Origin of the sequence: Mesorhizobium sp. B283B1A (genome assembly GCF_020165735.1) — a bacterium.
Classification (GTDB): domain Bacteria; phylum Pseudomonadota; class Alphaproteobacteria; order Rhizobiales; family Rhizobiaceae; genus Mesorhizobium; species Mesorhizobium opportunistum.
In genome coordinates this window covers 1-20,135 of sequence record NZ_JAIUIQ010000051.1, presented here as the reverse complement: position 1 = coordinate 20,135, position 20,135 = coordinate 1, and the positions used below count along the sequence as shown (strand labels likewise).

16 protein-coding genes are annotated in these 20,135 nt (G+C 63.6%); 10 read left to right on the top strand and 6 right to left on the bottom strand.

Features of this window, described 5'->3' with window-relative positions; genetic code table 11:
- Nucleotides 1–63: 63 nt before the first annotated feature.
- Together LB577_RS29105 and LB577_RS29100 are read left to right on the top strand one after the other, a co-directional pair.
- Nucleotides 64–1,074, top strand: a complete 1,011-nt coding sequence (locus LB577_RS29105; RefSeq protein ID WP_224689915.1) for a fatty acid desaturase — start codon at nt 64–66, stop codon at nt 1,072–1,074.
- Between the two features lie 92 nt (nt 1,075–1,166).
- Complete coding sequence (locus LB577_RS29100) at nt 1,167–1,994, top strand: phosphate/phosphite/phosphonate ABC transporter substrate-binding protein (protein WP_224689914.1); 828 nt, start codon at nt 1,167–1,169, stop codon at nt 1,992–1,994.
- Here the strand turns inward: LB577_RS29100 and LB577_RS29095 are convergent.
- From LB577_RS29095 to LB577_RS29080, 4 genes are all read right to left on the bottom strand, one after another.
- Nucleotides 1,959–3,314, bottom strand: coding sequence for a M24 family metallopeptidase (locus tag LB577_RS29095; RefSeq protein WP_224689913.1), 1,356 nt, complete (start codon nt 3,312–3,314; stop codon nt 1,959–1,961). The genes LB577_RS29100 and LB577_RS29095 overlap by 36 nt on opposite strands.
- A gap of 9 nt (nt 3,315–3,323) precedes the next feature.
- On the bottom strand, nt 3,324–5,894 hold the full coding sequence (locus LB577_RS29090; protein ID WP_224689912.1) for an FAD-dependent oxidoreductase: 2,571 nt from the start codon (nt 5,892–5,894) through the stop codon (nt 3,324–3,326).
- Nucleotides 5,891–6,376 (bottom strand): endonuclease domain-containing protein, encoded by a 486-nt coding sequence (locus LB577_RS29085; RefSeq protein WP_411969352.1) that lies wholly within the window; start codon nt 6,374–6,376, stop codon nt 5,891–5,893. Before LB577_RS29085 ends, LB577_RS29090 begins: the two co-directional genes overlap by 4 nt.
- A 192-nt stretch (nt 6,377–6,568) precedes the next feature.
- Nucleotides 6,569–8,146 carry a trimethylamine methyltransferase family protein gene (locus tag LB577_RS29080; RefSeq protein WP_023763412.1) on the bottom strand — a complete coding sequence of 526 codons (1,578 nt, stop codon included), beginning with the start codon at nt 8,144–8,146 and terminating at the stop codon, nt 6,569–6,571.
- A 255-nt stretch (nt 8,147–8,401) separates the two neighbouring features.
- On the opposite strand from LB577_RS29080, the gene LB577_RS29075 reads away from it, so the two are divergent.
- From LB577_RS29075 to LB577_RS29050, 6 genes are all read left to right on the top strand, one after another.
- Nucleotides 8,402–9,583: an MFS transporter gene (locus LB577_RS29075; protein ID WP_224689911.1), complete on the top strand. Its 1,182-nt coding sequence runs from the start codon at nt 8,402–8,404 to the stop codon at nt 9,581–9,583.
- Entirely contained in the window at nt 9,580–10,743 is a 1,164-nt protein-coding gene (locus LB577_RS29070; protein WP_224689910.1) for an MFS transporter, read from the top strand. Before LB577_RS29075 ends, LB577_RS29070 begins: the two co-directional genes overlap by 4 nt.
- 84 nt (nt 10,744–10,827) lie before the next feature.
- Entirely contained in the window at nt 10,828–12,891 is a 2,064-nt protein-coding gene (locus LB577_RS29065; RefSeq protein ID WP_224689909.1) for a prolyl oligopeptidase family serine peptidase, read from the top strand.
- A 132-nt stretch (nt 12,892–13,023) separates the two neighbouring features.
- On the top strand, nt 13,024–13,149 hold the full coding sequence (locus LB577_RS29060) for a hypothetical protein (protein ID WP_041164190.1): 126 nt from the start codon (nt 13,024–13,026) through the stop codon (nt 13,147–13,149).
- A gap of 49 nt (nt 13,150–13,198) precedes the next feature.
- Complete coding sequence (locus tag LB577_RS29055; protein ID WP_224689908.1) at nt 13,199–14,578, top strand: aspartate aminotransferase family protein; 1,380 nt, start codon at nt 13,199–13,201, stop codon at nt 14,576–14,578.
- A 146-nt stretch (nt 14,579–14,724) separates the two neighbouring features.
- Nucleotides 14,725–15,369 carry a cytochrome c oxidase assembly factor Coa1 family protein gene (locus LB577_RS29050; protein WP_224689907.1) on the top strand — a complete coding sequence of 215 codons (645 nt, stop codon included), beginning with the start codon at nt 14,725–14,727 and terminating at the stop codon, nt 15,367–15,369.
- A 290-nt stretch (nt 15,370–15,659) separates the two neighbouring features.
- Here the strand turns inward: LB577_RS29050 and mmsB are convergent, their stop codons facing one another.
- Nucleotides 15,660–16,544: a 3-hydroxyisobutyrate dehydrogenase gene (gene mmsB / locus LB577_RS29045; RefSeq protein WP_224689906.1), complete on the bottom strand. Its 885-nt coding sequence runs from the start codon at nt 16,542–16,544 to the stop codon at nt 15,660–15,662.
- A 26-nt stretch (nt 16,545–16,570) separates the two neighbouring features.
- The gene (locus tag LB577_RS29040) at nt 16,571–17,737 is read right to left on the bottom strand and encodes an isobutyryl-CoA dehydrogenase (RefSeq protein ID WP_224689905.1); all 1,167 of its coding nucleotides are present in this window, start codon (nt 17,735–17,737) and stop codon (nt 16,571–16,573) included.
- Between the two features lie 144 nt (nt 17,738–17,881).
- Here LB577_RS29040 and LB577_RS29035 point away from each other — a divergent pair, with 144 nt between their 5' ends.
- Both LB577_RS29035 and LB577_RS29030 read left to right on the top strand, forming a co-directional pair.
- Nucleotides 17,882–18,496, top strand: a complete 615-nt coding sequence (locus LB577_RS29035) for a dimethylsulfonioproprionate lyase family protein (RefSeq protein WP_224689904.1) — start codon at nt 17,882–17,884, stop codon at nt 18,494–18,496.
- Between the two features lie 3 nt (nt 18,497–18,499).
- On the top strand, nt 18,500–19,972 hold the full coding sequence (locus LB577_RS29030; protein WP_224689903.1) for a cobyric acid synthase: 1,473 nt from the start codon (nt 18,500–18,502) through the stop codon (nt 19,970–19,972).
- Nucleotides 19,973–20,135: the final 163 nt, after the last annotated feature.

The following is a 20,135-nucleotide window of genomic DNA, read 5'->3' as shown; positions in this document are numbered from 1 at the left end:
TCCTGACACTATGCTGTCAGGAACCATTGGGGTTCCGGCGACTGAGGGGCAGTGGTCGATAGCATGACAGGCAAGAGCATCAAGCGACGCAACGCACCGGCCATCGAATGGCCAACCGTGGTCCTCGCTTTCTTCTGTTACGGAACATGGCTCGCCATCGGTGTCCTGCTCTGGCCGTCTTATCCCATCCTGGCGCTCGCCATCCTTGGCTTTATCCTGGCACTACAGTCGTCGATCATGCACGAAGTCCTGCATGGCCATCCGACGCGCAGCGCATCGATCAACGAGGCCTTCGTCTTCCTACCGATCGGTCTGGTCTGGCCGTTCCGCCGCTTCAAGACGCTCCACTTGCGCCACCACGCCGATGAGCGGCTGACCGATCCGCTCGACGATCCGGAAAGCTACTATCAGGCGCTGTGGCATCATGACGACCTGCCGCCGACGATGAAGTTCCTGCTCAAGATCAACAACACGATGGTCGGCCGTTTCTTCCTCGGTCCGTGGCTGTCCTGCATCGGCTTCTTCATCGACGACGCCAAGCGTATGATTGCCGGCGACAAAGCGATCCGCAAAGCTTGGCTGCTGCATGCGGTCGGCCTCGCCATCGTGATGCCCATCGTGCAATTCGGCTTCGGTATTCCGCTGTGGCTCTACATCCTTGCGCCGGTCTGGCTCGGCCAGTCGCTGATCGCGATCCGCACTTTCGCCGAGCATCAATGGTCCGAGCACCCGGAAGGCCGCACGGTCATCATCGAGCGCTCGCCGCTGTCATTCCTGTTCCTCAACAACAATCTGCACTTCGTCCACCACAAGATCCCGACTGTGGCCTGGTACAGACTGCCTCAGCTGTTCCGCGAGCGTCGTGACGAATGGCTGCGGATGAACAATGGCTATGCCTACCCCAACTATTTCGCGCTGATCAAAGCCTATGCCTTCAAGGCCAAGGAGCCGATCGTGCACCCGGTGCTGCGGCGCGCGCCGGAGCCGGGCAGGGCCTTCAAGCCACGTATCCGGGCGCGCAACATCAATGGGCTTGGCACCGCGCCGGTGCCCGCCGAGCCGCCCAAGGAATAATTCCGGGCATCCTGGAAACCCGTGTCGGCCAATTCTGATTGGGCGCCGTGTTTTTGCGATCCTTTCTCGATACACCATGATTGAGTGTCGGCATGAGTGAATTGGTTGCGGCCTTGCCGATGTATGACTGGCCGGAAGTGCGTGGCGAAGTCGACGCGCAGTGGGCAGGATTGCGCGATGTCTTCCGGCAGAGGGGCATCGACGCGCCGTCGACGATCGTTCGTCGCAATGGCGAGTTGCCGGCAGTACCAGGCGGCATCCGCGACGCCGAGGGAAAACTGATCGCGCCGGACCCGGCGACACTGCCACCGGACAAACTGGACTTTCACAAGCTTTGGCTGCACCCGGCGCTGCTGTTCGCGCAAACCTGCTGGGGCCCGATGGAGCTTGGCCTATCCCGCCATGTGCAAGTGGTCGGCCAGCCGAGCTACGACGCCTATGAGGGCGGACAGGGCGAGCTCTATTCAAGCGCGCTGGTGATGCGGACAGGCGAAGGGCCGGAAGTGCGATCGCCGGCGGATGGCAGGGCCATGCTGCCGCTCGATCTGATCCGCGGCAAGCGCTTCACCTTCAACAGTCTCGATTCCATGTCGGGCATCATCGCGCTGACGCGTGATCTGGAAACAGCCGGCGAAAGCCTCGATATCTTTTCCTCGCGCAGTGAAAGCGGCGGCCATCGCGGCTCGATCGTCACTGTGGCCGAGGGCAGGGCGGATATAGCTGCGATCGACTGCGAAAGCTGGGCGCTGGCGCAGCGTTTCGAGCCGGCGGCGCGCAAGGTCGTGATCGTCGGCTGGACGGCACGGCGCAAGGGCCTGCCCTTTATCACCGCCAGGGCAACACCGGAAAAAACGATCAAAGCAATGCGTGAGGCCCTTGTAGGGTTAGCCGAGCAGCCTCGCATCCAACGGGTAGGTTGAGAGCTGCTCGTTCCCGGTCTCTGTGATCAGGATCTGCTCCTCGATCTTGACGCCCTCGCGACCGCCGAGCCTGCCGATATAGCTTTCGACACAGAGCACCATGCCTGGTTCCAGAACGCCATCCGGCGTGTCCGGAGTCCAGTCGCTGGCATGCGGCAAGGTCGGGTATTCGTCGGCAAGGCCGACGCCGTGATAGAGCACGCCATAGCGGGTCGGGAAGCAGTCTCCCGGCGGCACCGCCGAGCGGTCGACAAGGTTTCGGAACGAGATGCCAGGACGCATCAATTCGGTGTTGTGCTGGATCTGATCGGCAGCGATACGGAAGAGGTCGCGCTGTTCGTTCGAAGGTTCTACGTCGCCGCACAGCCAGGTGCGCGACAGGTCGGCGCAGAAGCCGTAGGGCCCGATCAGGTCGGTATCGAAGGCGACGAGGTCGCCCGCCTCGATCTTGCGCGAGGAGCATTCCTGGAACCAGGGATTGGTGCGCGGGCCTGAAGCCAGCAGCCGTGTCTCGATCCATTCGCCGCCGCGCGCAATGTTGCCGCGATGCAGTTCCGCCCACAGTTCGTTCTCGGAGATGCCTGATATCAGCGCCTGTTCCATCTCGCCCATCGCGGCCTCGCAGGCGACTATGGCGCGGCGCATGGCGAGGATTTCGTCAGGCGATTTGATCTGCCGCGCGTTTTCCATCACCGCTTCGCCATTGCCGATCGAAATACCGAGGCGGGCGAGTTCCTCGGTGCCTTCCGGATTGATGTGGTCGACGGCGATGCGGCTGTTGCCGCCGCCATGTTCCCTGACCAGGTCGGCGATGCCGGCGGCCCAGCGTCGGACCTTTTGTTCGGTCAGCTCGCCGCCGTAAAGATAGATCCACGACACCGCCGGCCGCACCTCGTCGACGACGCCGGAATGGTCGGACAGATGCTCGCAGGAAAAATAGTCGAACAGCACCACAGGACCTTCGGTGGCAACGAAACAATGCCGCGTCGGGTTGTGCGCGACCCATAGCTGCATGTTGGTCGAGTCGGTCGCATAGCGGATGTTGACCGGATCGTAGAGCAGGGCGCCGGCATAGCCACGGCGCTTCAACTCGGCGCGGATGCGTTCCAGCCGGTATTGGCGCATCGCCGGCAGGTCTGGCGCGGCAATGCCTGCCGCTGCCCATTCAGCCTCTGCCTGGGCGCCATAGCCCAGCAGATGCTGGTTGAGTGAAGCCGCCTTCTGGCGGGAGCCGTCGCGCAGGGCATCGATCGAGCCCGGCTCGAAGGGCATGATCTTGCGATGGCGGCCGAAGCCGCCTTTTGGCCCCGCGCTGTCCATGGTCGAACCTCAGCTCCGCATCTTCTCGCCGCTCGGGTCGAACGGCGCCTCGACATTGATGCGTGCCGGCCGGCGGTGTCCGAGGATCTCGATCTCGAACAGCCCGGCGCTTTCGTCCTCGGCAAGCGCTGCCGGCACATAACCTTGGGCCATCGACTTCCGGACATAGTGGGCATAGCCGCCCGACGTTACCCAGCCGACCACGCGCCAGTCGCCGTCGACAATGCCGCGCACGGCGGAAGCGCCTTCCGCGGCTTTGGAGCCACGCACTTCCTTGCCCTTGTCGTCGAAGCGCGGCGCGCCGTAGCCATGCGGCTTTTCCACAGTGCCAAAATCCTTGCTGACCTTGGCCCAGATCGGCTCGTCGCCCATCACGTCGGCATCGGCGGCATCGACGATGAAGGAGACACGGCGCAGTTTTGGCCCCTCCGCCTGTTCCTTGGCGGCTGCCTCGCGGCCGATGAAGTCGTTCTTCTCCAGCTTGATGAAGCGGTCCATCGAGCCTTCGAACGGTCCGTAGATCGGCCGCAGCTCGCGGAACCAGGTCGGGAAGTTCTTTTCGAGGCGCATGGAAAGCAGGGCGCGCATGCCGAAATCGACCAGGCCAAATTCCTCGCCGACATCCTTGATCGCCTTGTAGACCAGCCGCTCATAGGCCGGCGCCATCCAGATTTCGTAGCCGAGATCGCCGGTGTAGGTGATGCGGTTGACCATGCAGGGCGCGCCGCCGACCGCCATCTCGCGAAAATCCATGAAGCGGAAGGCTTTGGTCGAGATGTCGACATCGACCAGCTTCTGCAGCAAGTCGCGGGATTTTGGCCCGGCGATCGACAGGCCGACCAGCGTCTGGTCGAAGCGGTGTATCCGCACCGAACCATCTTTCGGCAGGTGCTTCTCGAACCAGCGCATGTGGTATTTCTGCGCGGCCGACGAGCCCCAGATCATGAAGCGGTCGTCTCCCGCCTTGGCGATGGTGTAGTCGCCGATCAGCTTGCCGAATTCGTTGATCATCGGGGTGAGCACGATGCGGCCGGTTTTCGGCATGCGGTTGGTCATCAGCCGGTTGAGGAATTCTTCCGCGCCCGGGCCCGAAACTTCGTATTTGGCGAAATTGGCGATCTCGGTGACGCCGACGCGCTCACGCGTGGCGCGCACTTCCTCGCCGATCGGACCGAAATCGTTGGAGCGGTGGAAGGAAACGATATCCTTGGGCTCCTTGCCTTTCGGCGCGAACCAGAGCGGCGTCTCGAGGCCCCAGGAGTCACCCATGACGGCGTTGTTGGCGAGCATCGTGTCGTAGAGCGGCGTCGTCTGCGCCGGGCGTGCGGCCGGCAGTTCCTCGTTGGGGAAGCGGATGGAGAAGCGGCGAGAATAGTTTTCGCGCACCTTGGCGTTGGTGTAGCGCAGGCCGGCCCACTCGCCGAAGCGGGCGACATCCATGCCCCAGACGTCGAAGCCGGGATCGCCATGGACCATCCAGTTCGACAGAGCGAGACCGACGCCGCCACCCTGGCTGAAGCCGGCCATGACGGCGCAGGCGCACCAGAAATTGGTCAGGCCCTGCACCGGGCCGACCAGCGGGTTGCCGTCGAGCGCGAAGGTGAAGGGGCCGTTGATGATCTGCTTGATGCCGGCCTTTTCGATGCCGGGGAAATGCTTGAAGCCGATCTCCAGCGACGGCGCGATGCGGTCGAGATCTGGCGGCAGCAGTTCATGGCCGAAATCCCACGGCGTGTTGACCGGCGACCACGGCTTGCAGGCCTTTTCATAGGTGCCGAGCAGGATGCCGTTGCGTTCCTGGCGCGTGTAGATCTCGCCCTTGAAGTCGAGCACGCCGATCATTTCGCGGCCGGTCGACTTGTTGAATTCCTCGACCTCGGGCATCGGCTCGGTGAGCAGGTACATGTGCTCCATGGCCAGCACCGGCAGTTCGACGCCGACCATGCGGCCGATCTCGCGCGCCCACAGGCCGCCGCAGTTGACGACATGCTCGGCGTGGACCGTGCCCTGTTCGGTGACGACGTTCCAGGTGCCATCGGGCTGCTGGGTCAGGTCGACGACGCGGTTGCGCAGCACGATCTCGGCGCCGAGCTTCTTGGCCGCCTTGGAATAGGCGATCGTCGTGCCCGAGGGATCGAGATGGCCTTCGACAGGGTCCCACATGGCGCCGACGAAGTTGGTCTCGTCCATCAACGGGAACATCGCCTTGGCTTCGGACGGGGTGATCAGCTCGGTGTCCATGCCGAGATAACGGCCCTTGGCGTGAGCCAGGCGCAGGAAATCCATGCGCTCGGGCGTATCGGCCATCATCACGCCGCCGGTCAGATGCAGCGAGCAGGACTGGCCGGATATTTCCTCGATCTCCTTGTAGAGCTGCACCGTATAGGCCTGCAGCTTGGCGACATTGGGATCGCCGTTCAGCGTGTGGAAGCCGCCCGCCGCGTGCCACGATGAGCCGGAAGTGAGCTCCGAGCGCTCGATCAGCATGATGTCGGTCCAGCCGGCCTTGGCCAGATGGTAGAGAACCGAGCAGCCGACGACGCCGCCGCCGATGACAACCGCTTTTACATGGGATTTCATGAAGATAGGTCCGTTTTTAGAGAGATTGAATCGAGTGAGTGCGGCGTGAAGACAAAGCGTAGGTCGGATACGGCGACGTTTTCCGCCAGCCTGCCATCAAGCGCGGCAAGAATGGTTTCACAGACGGGAGTGCGATATTTCAGGACGTCGCGGCTCCAGACACGCAGGATCGAATAGCCCTGAGCGCGCATGAAATCGTCGCGGCGGCGGTCAGAGGAACTGTCGGCGTGTTGCGAGCCGTCGATCTCGACGACGAGCCATTTTTCGCGGCAAGCGAAGTCTGCGAAGAAAGGGCCGATGGAGAATTGGCGGGTGAACTTGTAGCCGCCAAGCTGGCGGGCTTTTAATTCAAGCCAAAGCAATGCTTCGGCTTGATTATCGCCTTGCCTAAGGTTTCTCGCTCGCTGAGTTGTGCCCGTTTTGCGGCGGCTGCGGGTTTCACGGGCGGCTTCCCCCACTCCGTCGCCGCTTCGCGGCGCCACCTCTCCCCCCTCCGGAGGGAGAGGAAGGGAGCCAGCCGGCCTAAGCTCGCGCCTTTCCTCTCCCCCCTCCGGAGGGAAAGGACGGGAGCCAGCCTGCGCACGCTCGCGCCTTTCCTCTTCCCCGTCGATCGGGGGAGAGGTGGCGAGCGCAGCTCGACGGAGTGGGGGTCGACCGTTCATCAACAACATTGATCAGAAATCGGTCGGCGCGCCGCCCTCGGAGCGGCGCTTTTCGACGAAGGCGTTGAGCTCTTCACGGATCGCCGGGTCCATGTAGGGGTCTTCGTAGGATGCCAGCCGTTCCTTCCAGACCTTGTTGGCCTTTTCCAATGCCGTTGGCGATCCGGCTTCCGCCCAGGTCTCGAAGTTGCGCCAGTCGGAGAGGATAGGCGAATAGAAGGCCGTCTTGTAGCGGTCCTGCGTGTGCTGGGTGCCGAAGAAGTGCCCGCCGGGTCCAACCGACTGGATGGCGTCGAAGCCCAGCGCTTCATCGGACAGGTCAAGCGGGGTCAGGAACTCCGCCACCATCTGCAACAGGTCGATGTCGAGAATGGTCTTCTCGTAGGAGCAGCGCAGGCCGCCTTCGAGCCAGCCGGCGCCGTGCATCATCAGATTGCCGCCGCCCTGGATGGCGCCCCACAGCGAGAACACGCTTTCATAGGCCGCCTGCGCGTCGACCGTGTTGGCCGCGCATGTATTGGAGGTGCGGTAGGGGATGTTGTAGCGGCGGGCAAGCTGGCCGCCAACCAATTGCGCCTTCATGTATTCGGGCGTGCCGAAGGCTGGCGAGCCGGACTTCATGTCGACATTCGAGGTGAAGCCGCCATAGCCGACAGGCGCGCCTTTGCGCACCATCTGGGCAAAGGCGATGCCGGACAGCGCCTCGGCATTCTGCTGCACCAGCGCGCCGGCGATGGTGACGGGCGCCATTGCGCCCGACAGGGTGAAGGGCGTGACGACGACGACCTGGCCCTTGCTCGACATCTGGATGATGCCTTCCATCATAGGCACGTCGAGCTTGAGCGGCGAGTTGGTGTTGATGATGGTAAAGACCGACGGCTCCTCCAGCATCTGCTCATGGCTGATGCCGCGCGCGATGCGGGCGATCTCGATGCCGTCGACATTGCGCTCCTTGCCGAGCGAATAGATGTGAAACACCTTGTCGGTCAGCGTGGCGAGGTCGCGTATGCATTCGAGGTGGCGGACCGACGGGTGGATGTCGGTCGGCTCGACCGGATAGCCGCCGGTGCAGTTCAGAATGTTGTGCATCTGCGCCAGGCGCAGGAAATTGCGGTAGTCAGCCTGATTGCCAGGGCGACGGCCGCGATCGATGTCGGAGCAGTTCGGCGCCGACGCCATCATCGACAGGATCACATTGTTGCCGCCGAAGCGGAGATTGTGCGCGGGATTGCGGGCATGCATGGTGAATTCAGACGGGCAGTGCGACACCAATTCGAGGATCATGTCGCTGTCGAAGCGCACCCGCTCGCTGCCTTCGCGCACGTCGGCGCCATGCGCCTTCATGATGCGGCGGGCCTCGTCATGCAGCACGTCGACGCCGATTTCCCTGAGCACGCGCAAGGAGGCGAGGTGGATAGATTCCAGCTCGTCGTCCGAAACCAGCCTGGTCGGCGCCAGCGGGTTTTTCAGCTGGCGGAAAGGCGGCTGCTCGAACGCGGCCGAGCCTCCGGCGCGCTTCCCGGCGCGGCCGCCACGGCGGGCACGGTCGGGCGCCAAAGCCGGTTCTGCAGATTGTAGGGCGGCGGTCATGATGGTCCTCGTAGGATGCGATAGCGGGCGGCATAATGGACCGGCGGCCCGCCGACCATTGCGGAGGCGGCGACCACTAGGGCGAGGGAAGCGACATGACCGGACGGCAGTCGCGTGGCCGCGACATCGCCTCGATCATCCGACCATTGGCGCAAGCGGAATTCCCTTGCCGGCCCTTTCTTTCCCCCGGCCGAACCAGTAGCTGGTGACGCTTGCCGGCCGGGACGCCAGCCGGCATCGCACGTGGATAATTACATGGTCGCAACCAGCACGAGCGAGGTCGAAGCGGGGACGCAGTGGGCAGCGCTCGCCGGCGTCACCGCAGCGCTTGCCATGTTCGGCGCCGCGCAGGGGCTGAGCTCGCCGCTGTTCACGCTCCTGATGCAGAAGCAGGGCATGTCGCCGGGGTTGATCGGCCTGTCGGCGGCGATGATGCCGCTCGGTTTGATCCTGTCGGCTTCCTTCGTGCCGGCGGCGGTGCGGCTGGTCGGCGCGCGCGACCTCGCGGTCGGCTGTTCGCTGATCGGCGCGTTGTGCTTCCTGGGCGTCGGCTATCTGCAGAACTGGGTAGCCTGGTATGTCATCCGGTTCATCATCGGCGTGGTCATCAATCCGCTGTACATCCTTGGCGAGGTCTGGGCGCTGTCGCTGGCGGCGCCATCGCGGCGAGGCCGGGTCATGGGCGTGTTCAACACGCTGATGGGCGCCGGCTATGCGGCCGGGCCTTTCACCTTGACCCTGGTCGGTACGTCGGGCTGGGCTCCCTTCAGCGTCGGCATCGGCGGCTTCGTGCTTTGCGCGGTCATTCTGCGTCTTGTCTCGTCGAGGCTCACCGGTTTTGAAGATGACGGCCAGCCCGCCGGCAGTTTTTTCAGCTTCGCCCGCCTGGCGCCGGCTCTGCTGCTGGCCGTGCTGGTCTCGGCCGCCGTCCAGCAAAGCACCTATGCGCTGGTCCCGGTCTTCGGCGCCGGCTATGGCCTTCCGGAAGCGGTTCTCGCCGCGCTGGTCATGGCGCTTTCCCTCGGCAACATCCTGCTGCAGATCCCGCTTGGCCTGCTGGCGGAGCGGTTCGGCGGCCGCCCCATGATCCTGGCCTGCGCCATCGCAACCACCGTCTGCGCGGTTCTGCTGCCCCTGCTGATCATGACGCCGCTGGTCTGGGGCGTGCTGCTGGTCATGGGCGCGGTCGGCTACGGCGTCTACACGATGGCGCTGGTCGAACTCGGCAGCCGGTTCAGGGGCACGCTGCTGGTCACCGGCAATGCGGCCTTCGCCTTGCTGTGGGGCGTTGGCGGTGTTGTCGGCCCGCCGGGCGCGGGCCTGCTCATGCAGGGCATCGGCCCGCTCGGCTTGCCGATCGTGATCATCGGCCTCGACGCCTTGCTGGTGATCTTTGCACTCTATCGCTCGTCGGTCCGCCGGAGCGGGCAGACATGATCGCGGCGAGCCCCGGCAACGGCGAGGCAGGGATGCAATGGGCGGCGATTACCGGCGTGATCGCGACCGTCTCGGTGTTCGCCATCGCGCAGGGGTTATCCTATCCTTTGCTAAGCTTCATCCTGCAGCGGCAGGGCGTCTCGCCGGCGATGATCGGACTGTCGGCTGCCATGACGCCGATCGGCTTCATCGTCTCGTCGCCGCCCATTCCGGCGCTGGCACGCCGGTTCGGAGCAGGGCGCACGGCGCTCACCTGTGCAGCACTTTCGGCTGTCGTGCTGGCGCTGATCGGCTGGACGCAGAATGTCTATCTGTGGTTCCCGCTGCGTTTCCTGATCGGCGTCGTGACCAATCCGCTCTATGTCTTAAGCGAAATCTGGGTGATCGCGCTGGCGCCGCCGGCCCGGCGCGGCCGCATCATGGGCATCTATTCGACGATCATTTCGGCGGGCTTCGCGGCGGGTCCACTCTGCCTGCTTGCCGTCGGCACGCTGGGATGGCCGCCATTCCTGGTCGGCATTGGTGCTTTCGTGCTGTGCGGCATCTGCTTGGCGTCCGTGCTGCCGCGCCTGCCGAAAGTCGACGAGGCCGGTCACCAGGTTTCCGTTCTTGGCTTCGTGCCGCTGGCGTGGCTGCTTTTGTTTGCCGTCATCGTGGCTGCCGGTTTCGAACAGGGAGCGCTGGCCTTGCTGCCGGTTTACGGCACGCATTACGGCATCGCCGAAGCCCGGATGTCGGCGCTGCTCACGGTGATGATTGCCGGCAACATCGCCATGCAGGTGCCGCTCGGCCTGCTGGCGGAAAGGCTGACGGCGCGGTTCGTGCGGCTGGTCTGCATAAGCGTTACGGCGCTAGGATGCGCGCTGTTGCCGTTTCTCATCGAGACACCGCTGATCTGGCCGATGATCTTCATCTGGGGCGCGGTTTCGTACGGCATCTACACGATGTCGATCATCGAACTCGGCGAGCGCTTCACCGGTTCGACACTGGTCGCCGGCAATGCCGCCTTTTCTCTGATGTGGGGTGTCGGCGGCATCGCCGTGCCGCCGTTGGCGGGAAGCGTCATGGATGTGCTGGGCGCGGGCGGCCTGCCGCTCACGCTTGGCCTGCTGTGCCTGGCGCTGGCGGTTGCGAGTGTCGCCGGTCGCGAGAAAGCCTGAATCCTTGGCCTCGATGCCGCAGCTATTGAATATCGGACAAGGCATGTCGATGTTGCATGCCAAGACATGCCTATCGGAGATTCCATGACCAAGCCCATCGCCAAGCCAGACTCCAGCACGGACGATCCCTTCCTCTGGCTGGAGGACAGGACCAGCAAACAGTCGCTGGATTGGGTGCACCGTCAGAACGAAGTGACGGTAGGGCAGTTGCAGGGCGATCCGTCCTACCAGGCATCGTTCCAGACCGCGCTCGACCTGATGACGGCCGAGGACAACATGGCCGTGGGTGCGGCAATCGCCGGTTACGTCTATAATTTCTGGCAGGACAGGACCAATGCGCTTGGCCTGTGGCGCCGCACGACCGTCGCTTCCTACAAGACCGAGAAGCCGGAGTGGGAAACGATCATCGACTTCGACCAGCTTGCGGCGAAGGAGGGGATCAAATGGGTGTTCAGTGGCGCCAGCCGGCTCTATCCGGAGTTCAGCCGCTGCCTGCTTTCGATGTCGCCGGATGGTGGCGATGCCAGCGAGATGCGGGAGTTCGACATCGAGACCAAATCGTTCATCGAGGGCGGATTCCGCGCGCCGGCCTCGAAATCGGGTTTTGGCTGGCTGGATAAGGACACGGTCATCGTCTCGGCGGCCTTCGAGGAAGGAGACAAGACCGAGTCCGGCTATCCGCGCGTGGTCAAGCTCTGGAAGCGCGGCACCAAGCTCGAAGACGCGACGCCGATCTTCGAGGCAAAGACCGAGGATCTCGCCGTCGGCGCCGGTGTCGAGTTCGACGGCGAGAAGCGCCATCTGTTTCTGGCGCGGACGCTCAACTTCTTCGCATCGCACAGCTTCCTGCATTTGCCGTCAGGCGAAAACAGGCGCATCCCGCTGCCGGACGACGTCACCGACACCGCGCTTTTCAAGGACCAGATGGTGTTCGGGGTGCGCACCCCTTGGACGGCGCCGGATGGCACGGCCTGCCAGCCGGACGGGCTCTATTCGCTCGATTTCGCGCACTGGATCAAAATCGGCAGCCTTGGCGCCATCGAGACCTTGCTCGCGCCGGCGCATCGCGTATCGATTGCGGGCATTGCCCGCACCCAGGACCGGTTGTTCATCAGCCTGATGGACAATGTGCGCGGCAAGGTTCTCGTCTGCGAACGCAAGGACGGCGCCTGGTCGCTGAAGCCGGTCGCCCTGCCTGAAAACGGCACCGTCGGCATCAGTCACGCTGAGCATTTCGGCTCCAGCGTCTCGTTCTCCTTCACCGATTTCCTGACACCGAGCTCGATCATCTGGTCCGATGACGATGGCGCGACGCTTGAAACCGTGAAGTCGCAGCCAGCACGCTTCGATGCTTCGCCGCTGATTTCGGAACAGTTCGAGGCGCGCTCGAAGGACGGCACGATGATCCCTTATTTTGTCGTCCGGCGGCGCGACCAGAAGGGCCCCGTGCCGACGTTGCTCTATGGCTATGGCGGCTTCGAAGTGCCGTTGCTGCCCGGCTATGCCGGCGTGCGCGGCAGGCTGTGGCTGGAGAAGGGCAACGCCTATGTGCAGGCCTGCATCCGCGGCGGCGGCGAATTCGGCCCGGCCTGGCATCAGGCGGCGCTGAAGGGCAAACGCCAGAATGGTTTTGACGATTTCGCCGCGGTCGCCGAGGACGTCGTCCGCCGCGGCATCGCCACGGCTGCCTCGCTCGGCATCCAGGGCGGCTCGAATGGCGGCTTGCTGACCGGTGTTTCCCTGACGCAGCACCCGGAGCTGTTCGGTGCCGTCATCGTCGAGGTGCCGCTGCTCGACATGCTGCGCTACACGCAATTGCCGCCCGGCGCCTCGTGGATGGCCGAATATGGCGATCCGTCGAAGCCCGAAGACGCCAAATGGCTTTCCGCCTATTCGCCCTACCAGCATGTCGATGCCGACGTCGCCTATCCGCCGGTGCTGTTGACCACCTCGACGGCGGACGACCGGGTCCATCCCGGCCATGCGCGCAAGATGGCGGCCCGGCTGCAGGAGGCCGGCCATGCCAGGACGCTGTTCTTCGAGGAAACCGAGGGCGGGCATGGCGGGCGCGGCGATCGTCGGCCTCAAGCGATGCAGGCGGCGATGAAATATGTGTTCCTGCAGCGGGCACTAAGCGGCAAGGCCTAGCCACCACATTCCGCCGTCATCGGCCAAGCAAAGGGTGGTCGAACCGCCCTTTGCCCTGAATCCTTGTTCTGACGCAATTCCGGACGGAAAACCGTTTCACACTTTTCCTGGAATTGCTCTAAGGTGCCTGCCATGGCTCTCGCTAGGCTATCAGCTCGCGCATTCCGGGTGGCGGTGACACCGTCATCGCGCACGCTGCGCGCCGAGCTTTTGCGGCTATGTGCCCGCATCGGCTATTCGCCGCCTGCCATCCTCTGACGACTTCGCCCCGGCGCCAGCCGGAATGAATCCAGAGGAAAGATCAGACATGACCTATCAGAATTATTCGCTGAAGCAGCTTCAGCAGATCGACGCCGCGCACCATCTGCACCCCTTCACCGACCACAAGGAATTGCGTGGGGCCGGCGCGCGCATCATCACCCATGCCAACGGCCCGTTCATCTACGATTCCGAAGGAACGGAACTGCTGGACGGCATGGCCGGCCTGTGGTGCGTCAACATCGGCTACGGCCGCGACGAACTGGCCGAGGCCGCCTATGCGCAGATGAAGGAGCTGCCCTACTACAATTCCTTCTTCAAATGCTCGACGCCGACGCCGGTGCTGTTGTCCAAAAAACTGGCTGAAATCGCGCCGAAGAACGTCAACCAGGTCTTCTATGGTTCCTCCGGTTCGGAGGCGAACGATACGGCGCTGCGACTTGCCCGTCATTACTGGGTCCTGGAAGGCAAGCCGGAGAAGAACCGCGTCATCTCGCGCAAGATGGCCTATCACGGCTCGACCATAGCCGGCACCTCGCTCGGCGGCATGGATGCCATGCACAAGCAGCTCGGCGGCGCGGTGCCGAACATCGTGCATGTGATGATGCCCTATGCCTACGAGCTGGCGCTGCCGGGCGAAAGCGATCACGATTTCGGCCTGCGCGCGGCCAAGGCCGTGGAGGATGCCATCCTCGAGGTCGGCGCCGACAAGGTCGCTGCTTTCATCGGCGAGCCGGTGATGGGGGCAGGCGGCGTGAAAATACCGCCCATGAGTTACTGGCCGGAAGTGCAGCGCATCTGCCGCAAATACGATGTGCTGCTGATGCTGGACGAGGTCATCACCGGTTACGGCCGCACCGGCGAATGGTTCGCCGCCCAGAACTTCGACATCGAGCCCGACACCATCACCACGGCCAAGGCGCTGACATCGGGCTATCAGCCGCTGTCGGCGCTGCTGGTCGGCGACCGCATCACCTCGACGCTGGTCGAGAAGGGTGGCGAGTTCAATCACGGCTACACCTATTCCGGGCATCCGGTGGCCTGCGCCGTGGCCTTGAAGAACCTGGAGATCATCGAAAGGGAAGGCCTGGTCGAGCGGGTCAGGAACGACACCGGGCCTTATTTCGCCAAGGCCCTGCAGGAACGCATCGCCGGTCATGATCTCGTCGGCGAGGTTCGCTCGATCGGCCTGATGGGCGCGATCGAGATCGTCAAGGACAAGGCGACCAAGGAGCGGTTCCTGCCGTCGGGAAGTGCCGCGGTGACCGTGCGCGACCATGCGATCGCCAACGGCATGATGCTGCGCGCCACCGGCGACACGATGATCCTGTCGCCGCCGCTGATCTGGACCCGCGACACGATCGACATGGCTTGCGAGCGTATCGGCAAGGCGCTGGACCTGGCGCAAGCGGATCTGCGCAAGCGGTGAGATTACTTGCAGGCGTCCCTTGTCCGGACGCCTGCGTTCCCGTCCTGAGCCGGCCTCTTGTTCCCCTCCTGCCGGAGGGCCAAGGGTTCCGGTCATCGGCGCTATCGGCTACAAGCCGTCGAAGCCGTTCGCCGAAGGGAGACTTGATGGCAGGACAACCGCTCAATCAGCCGGCTGAGATTCCGGCCGAGCTCGACCGCTGGAACTGGGGCGCCTTTTTCCTCAACTGGATCTGGGGTATCGGCAACAGCACCTTCATCGCGCTGCTGGCGCTGATCCCGTTGGTCAACATCGTCATGATCATCGTACTCGGCGCGCGCGGCAGCCGCTGGGCCTGGCAGAATCGTGCCTGGCGCGACGCCGATCAGTTCCGCAAGACGCAGCGAAACTGGGCGATCGCCGGGCTGGCCGTGTGGGTGGTGGGGATCGGCGGCTGCGCGACGATGGTCGGCAGCATTCCCTTCGTTCTGAAAAGCAGCGACGCCTATCACATGACCATGGATGCCATTCGCGCCGACACGCGCGTGAAAGCCGCCATCGGCGAGGACGTGACCGACAATTTCTGGGTCGGCGGCAATCTCGACGTCAATGCGGATGGCGCGGGGGATGCCCAGTTCAGCATTCCGGTCCATGGCGCCAAGGGCAAGGGCACGGTGTATTCGCACCTGGTTCGCAACGCCGGCACATGGAGCACGCGCCTGCTCGTCGTCAGGGTGGACGGGGAGGACGCGCCGATCGTGCTGACCAACGAAGATCACGTTCCGATTCCAAACGCGGCAATCGGAATATGAACTTCGGAAGCGGCAGAAACGCAAAAACCGCGCTCCATCGGGAACGCGGCTTTGCCAGATACGCAGGCGCTTCGCTACGCAAACAATTTGCGAAACTTTATGGGCACTTGTCGAACTTACGGGCTCCGGTACGCGAGACCTGATCCGGAGCGCCGGGCGGATGTGATATGTCCGCCTCGCCATCCGTTTTATAGGGACATCGTTACCGCGGAGTTATCGAGAGCTTAAGCAAATCTAAATTTACGGTTTTTCTGGCTGGAGAATTCAGAAGAGTCAATTATATCAGGTGGTTATGCGGGGTTCCCGCGCAGAAAATTAATTATACCGGAGAAATCGGCGCCGCCGTTTCCTTGAGCGTTGAACAGGGCGTAGAGTTGGGCCGCCTCCGCGCCCAGCGGCGTCACGGCGCCGGAAGCCTGTGCGGCTTCCTGCGACAATTTCAGGTCTTTCAGCATCAATGCGGCTGCAAACCCTGGCTTGTAGTCCCTGTTGGCGGGCGAAGTGGGCACCGGGCCGGGCACGGGGCAATAGGTGGTCAGCGACCAGCACTGGCCGGACGATGTCGAGGCGACGTCGAACAGCGCCTGATGCGACAGACCGAGCTTTTCGGCTAGCACGAAGGCTTCTGCGACGCCGATCATCGAAATGCCGAGGATCATGTTGTTGCAGATCTTCGCCGCCTGGCCGGCGCCATCACCGCCGCAATGGACGATGCGGCCGGCCATCGGCTTCAGGATCGGCTCGGCGGCGGCGAAGGCATCGTCTGAACCGCCGGCCATGAAGGTCAGCGTGCCGGCCGCCGCACCGCCGGTGCCGCCCGAAACGGGCGCATCGATCGACAACAAGCCATGCCCCGCGGCTGTCGCATGCGCCTTGCGTGCCGATTCGACGTCGATTGTCGACGAATCGATGAACAGCGCGCCCTTTTTTGCCTTAGGCGCGATGTCCTCATAGACCGACAGCACGTGCTTGCCGGCCGGCAGCATGGTGATGACCACATTGGCATCCTTCACCGCGGCCAAGGCGTTCGCCATGACGACGACGCCGTGCTCTTTCGCTACAGTCAAGTTCTCGGGCACGAGGTCGAAGCCGTTTACGGTATACCCGGCCTTGACCAGATTGGCAGCCATCGGATTACCCATATTACCAAGGCCGATGAAGGCGATCGTCGTCATTGTCTCTCTCCCGGAGCCAGCTGGCTTCAGCGGCCGATTAGCGCCCGCGCGATGATGACGCGCATGATCTCGTTGGTGCCTTCGAGGATCTGGTGGACGCGCAGGTCGCGCACCAGTTTCTCGATGCCGTAATCGTGCAGATAGCCGTAACCGCCGAGCAGTTGCAGCGCATCGTTGGCGACGTTGAAGCCGGTGTCGGTGACGAAGCGCTTGGCCATCGCCGACCATTTGCCGGCATCAGGCGCCTTGCGGTCGAGCTTGGAGGCAGCCGCATAAAGAAAGATGCGCGCTGCCTGCAGCTCGGTCTCCATGTCGGCCAGCCGGAACTGCAAAGCCTGGAACTGGTTGATCTTCGAGCCGAAGGCCTTGCGCTCGGCGGTGTAGGACAGCGCCTTGTCGAGTGCCGACTGCGCGCCGCCCAGCGAACAGGCGGCGATGTTCAGCCGGCCGCCGTCGAGCCCGGCCATGGCGATGCCGAAACCGGCGCCTTCGCCCGACAACAGGTTCTCCGCCGGCACCTTGCAATCCTCGAAGATAACCTGGCGGGTCGACTGCATGTGCCAGCCCATCTTGTGTTCGTTGGCGCCGAAGGAAAGGCCGAGCGCATCTTTCGGCACAATGACCGTGGAAATGCCTTTCGGCCCGTCGGCGCCGGTGCGGACCATGACGGCATAGACATCGCTGTCGCCGGCGCCGGAGATGAACTGCTTGGTGCCGTTGAGGATATAGTCGCCGCCGCTCTTCACCGCGCGCGTCTTCAGCGCCGCCGCATCGGAGCCGGAACCCGGTTCGGTGAGGCAGTAGCTTGCCAGCCATTCCATCGAGGTGAGCTTGGGCAAAAAGCGCTGGCGCTGCTCTTCATTGCCGAAGCGGTCGATCATCGAGGCCACCATGTTGTGGATCGAGATGAAGGACGAGAAGGCCGGATCGGCGTGCGACAGCGCCTCGAAGATCAGCACGGCATCGAGCCGGCCGAGTGCGGAACCGCCAACATCGTCACTAATATAGATGCCGCCGAGGCCGAGCGGGCCGGTCTCGCGGATCACATCGGCGGGGAAATGTTTTTTGCGGTCCCAGTCGAGCGCATTCGGCGCGACGCGGTCGGTGGCGAAGGCCCGTGCCATCTCCTGGATGGCGCGCTGTTCCTCATTGAGTTCGAACTGGCTGGTGCTCGCATCGACCGCGGCGTCCATGGCGTGCTCCCTATGTGCTGGCCAGCTAGCCCGCTGGCCTGTCGTTTTTGGCTTTGCGCGCGCACCAATCTAGACCAATGATGCCGCCGCGCAACCCGACCCGCCGCGGAGCGGCTGTGCGCCAATGCATGTCCGGAGTGAGATGTGACGACAAAATTCGACGAACTGCTGGGGCGGTTCCACGCCTATCTCGCTTGCGTGGACAACGCGCTGGTGCGCGAGGCCGTGGCGCGCATCGGCTGGGACATGCCGGCTCGCGCACTGGAGGCACATCCGCTCGCTTGCCTGCGCCATCTCGATCGCGCCGTCGAACTGGCGCCCCTGGATGCAAAGCCTCTGGTGGGATGGCTTGCCGGGCAACGCGGCAAACTGCATTGGGGGCAGACCTACAGCGAATCGGATTTCGGCAGGGCGTTCATCGACAATTACGGCTGGCTGGAGCTATTCGGCACACGTGGCCACTTCGCCAATGACGAGGCCGCGGCTGGCCTGCTGATCCTTGGGCCTGATATCGTCTATCCCGACCATCACCATTTCGCCGAGGAGATCTACATTCCGTTGACCGGCGGAACCGAGTGGCGCATGGGCGAGGGTGGCTTTCGCATGCGAGAAGCCGGCGAGATCGTTCACCACGCTTCCAATGTCAACCACGCCATGCGCACCGGCCAGGAGCCGCTGCTGGCGCTCTACATCTGGCTCGGCGGGCCTCTGGCGCAGAAATCCGAGATCACCGGAACCATGGCGCAAGGCAGGGGCTGAACCATGGCCAAAGCCATCATGTTGCAGGGCACGGGTTCTGATGTTGGCAAGACGGTGCTGGTCGCCGGCCTTTGCCGGGCCGCGAAAAAGCGTGGCCTGAAGGTCCGGCCGTTCAAGCCGCAGAACATGTCGAACAATGCTGCTGTGGCCGACATTCCCGGCGACAGCAGCCATGGCGGCGAGATCGGCCGCGCGCAGTGGCTGCAGGCGATCGCGTGTGGGATCGCGCCGTCAGTCCACATGAACCCGGTGCTGCTCAAGCCGCAGACCGATGTCGGCGCGCAGGTCATCGTCCAGGGCAAGGTGTTCGGCGAGGCGCGGGCGCGCGACTACCAGGCGCTGAAGGGCCGGCTGATGGATGCCGTTCTGGATTCTTGGGCCAAGGTCGGCGAGGGCGCGGACCTCGTCATCGTCGAGGGCGCTGGATCGCCGGCCGAAATCAACCTCAGAAGCCGCGACATCGCCAATATGGGCTTTGCGACGCGTGCGAACGTGCCGGTGGTGCTGGTCGGCGACATCGATCGCGGCGGCGTCATCGCCTCGGTTGCCGGCACGCATCTGATCCTGCCGGAAGAGGACCGGCGCATGATCGTCGGCTACCTCATCAACAAGTTTCGCGGCGATGTCTCGCTGTTCGATGACGGCCTGAAGGCGATCGAAACATTCACAGGCTGGCGCTGCTTTGGCGTCGTACCGTGGCTGAAGGCGGCGGCGCGGCTGCCTTCGGAGGATTCGGTGGTGCTGGAACGGCTGGTGTCCGGCGGGAAACGCGCGCTGAAGGTGGCGGTGCCGATGCTTGGGCGCATCGCCAATTTCGACGATCTCGACCCGCTCAAAGCCGAACCGCAGGTCGAGGTGGTGTTCGTGCCGCCGGGAAAGCCGCTGCCGGCCGATGCCGGGCTGGTGGTCATTCCGGGCTCCAAATCGACGATCGGCGATCTCCTGAAATTCCGCGAAAACGGCTGGGACCAGGATCTTGCGGTGCATCGCAAGCGCGGCGGGCACGTCGTCGGCATTTGCGGCGGTTTTCAGATGCTTGGCCGCAGGGTGCGTGATCCCGACGGCATCGAGGGCAGCGTCACCGAGGCCGAAGGGCTCGGCCTGCTCGACATCGAAACGGTGATGGAGCCGGAGAAGACGGTGCGCAATGTCAGCGCGCGATCCGTCCCGTTCGATGTGCCGCTCGAGGGCTATGAGATCCATCTCGGCCGGACCACCGGCCCGGACATGATGCGACCGTCGGCAATCATCAACGGCGTCGAGGATGGTGCTGTTTCCACAGACGGCAAGGTGCTGGGCACCTATATGCATGGCCTGTTCGGCGCCGACGGCTTTCGCGGAAAATTCCTCGAAAGCCTGGGCGTCAAAGGCGGCGGCATCGATTATCGCGCCGACGTCGAGCGGGCGCTGGACGACGTCGCGGCCGAGTTGGAGACCCATCTCGACTGTGACGCGATTTTTGGGCTGGCTCGGTAGAGCGGCGTTACACTTTTTCTCCCGCCTTCGGCCAATCGGCCGGCGACCGAGCGGTCCTGTTCCTTCCTGCGCTGCATCTCGATTGGCATCGGTCATCCTTCCGCCAAGGCAAATCCAGCAGAGCCTTCATTGGAATCAAAAGCGGCCCGCGTTTTGCCGGGCG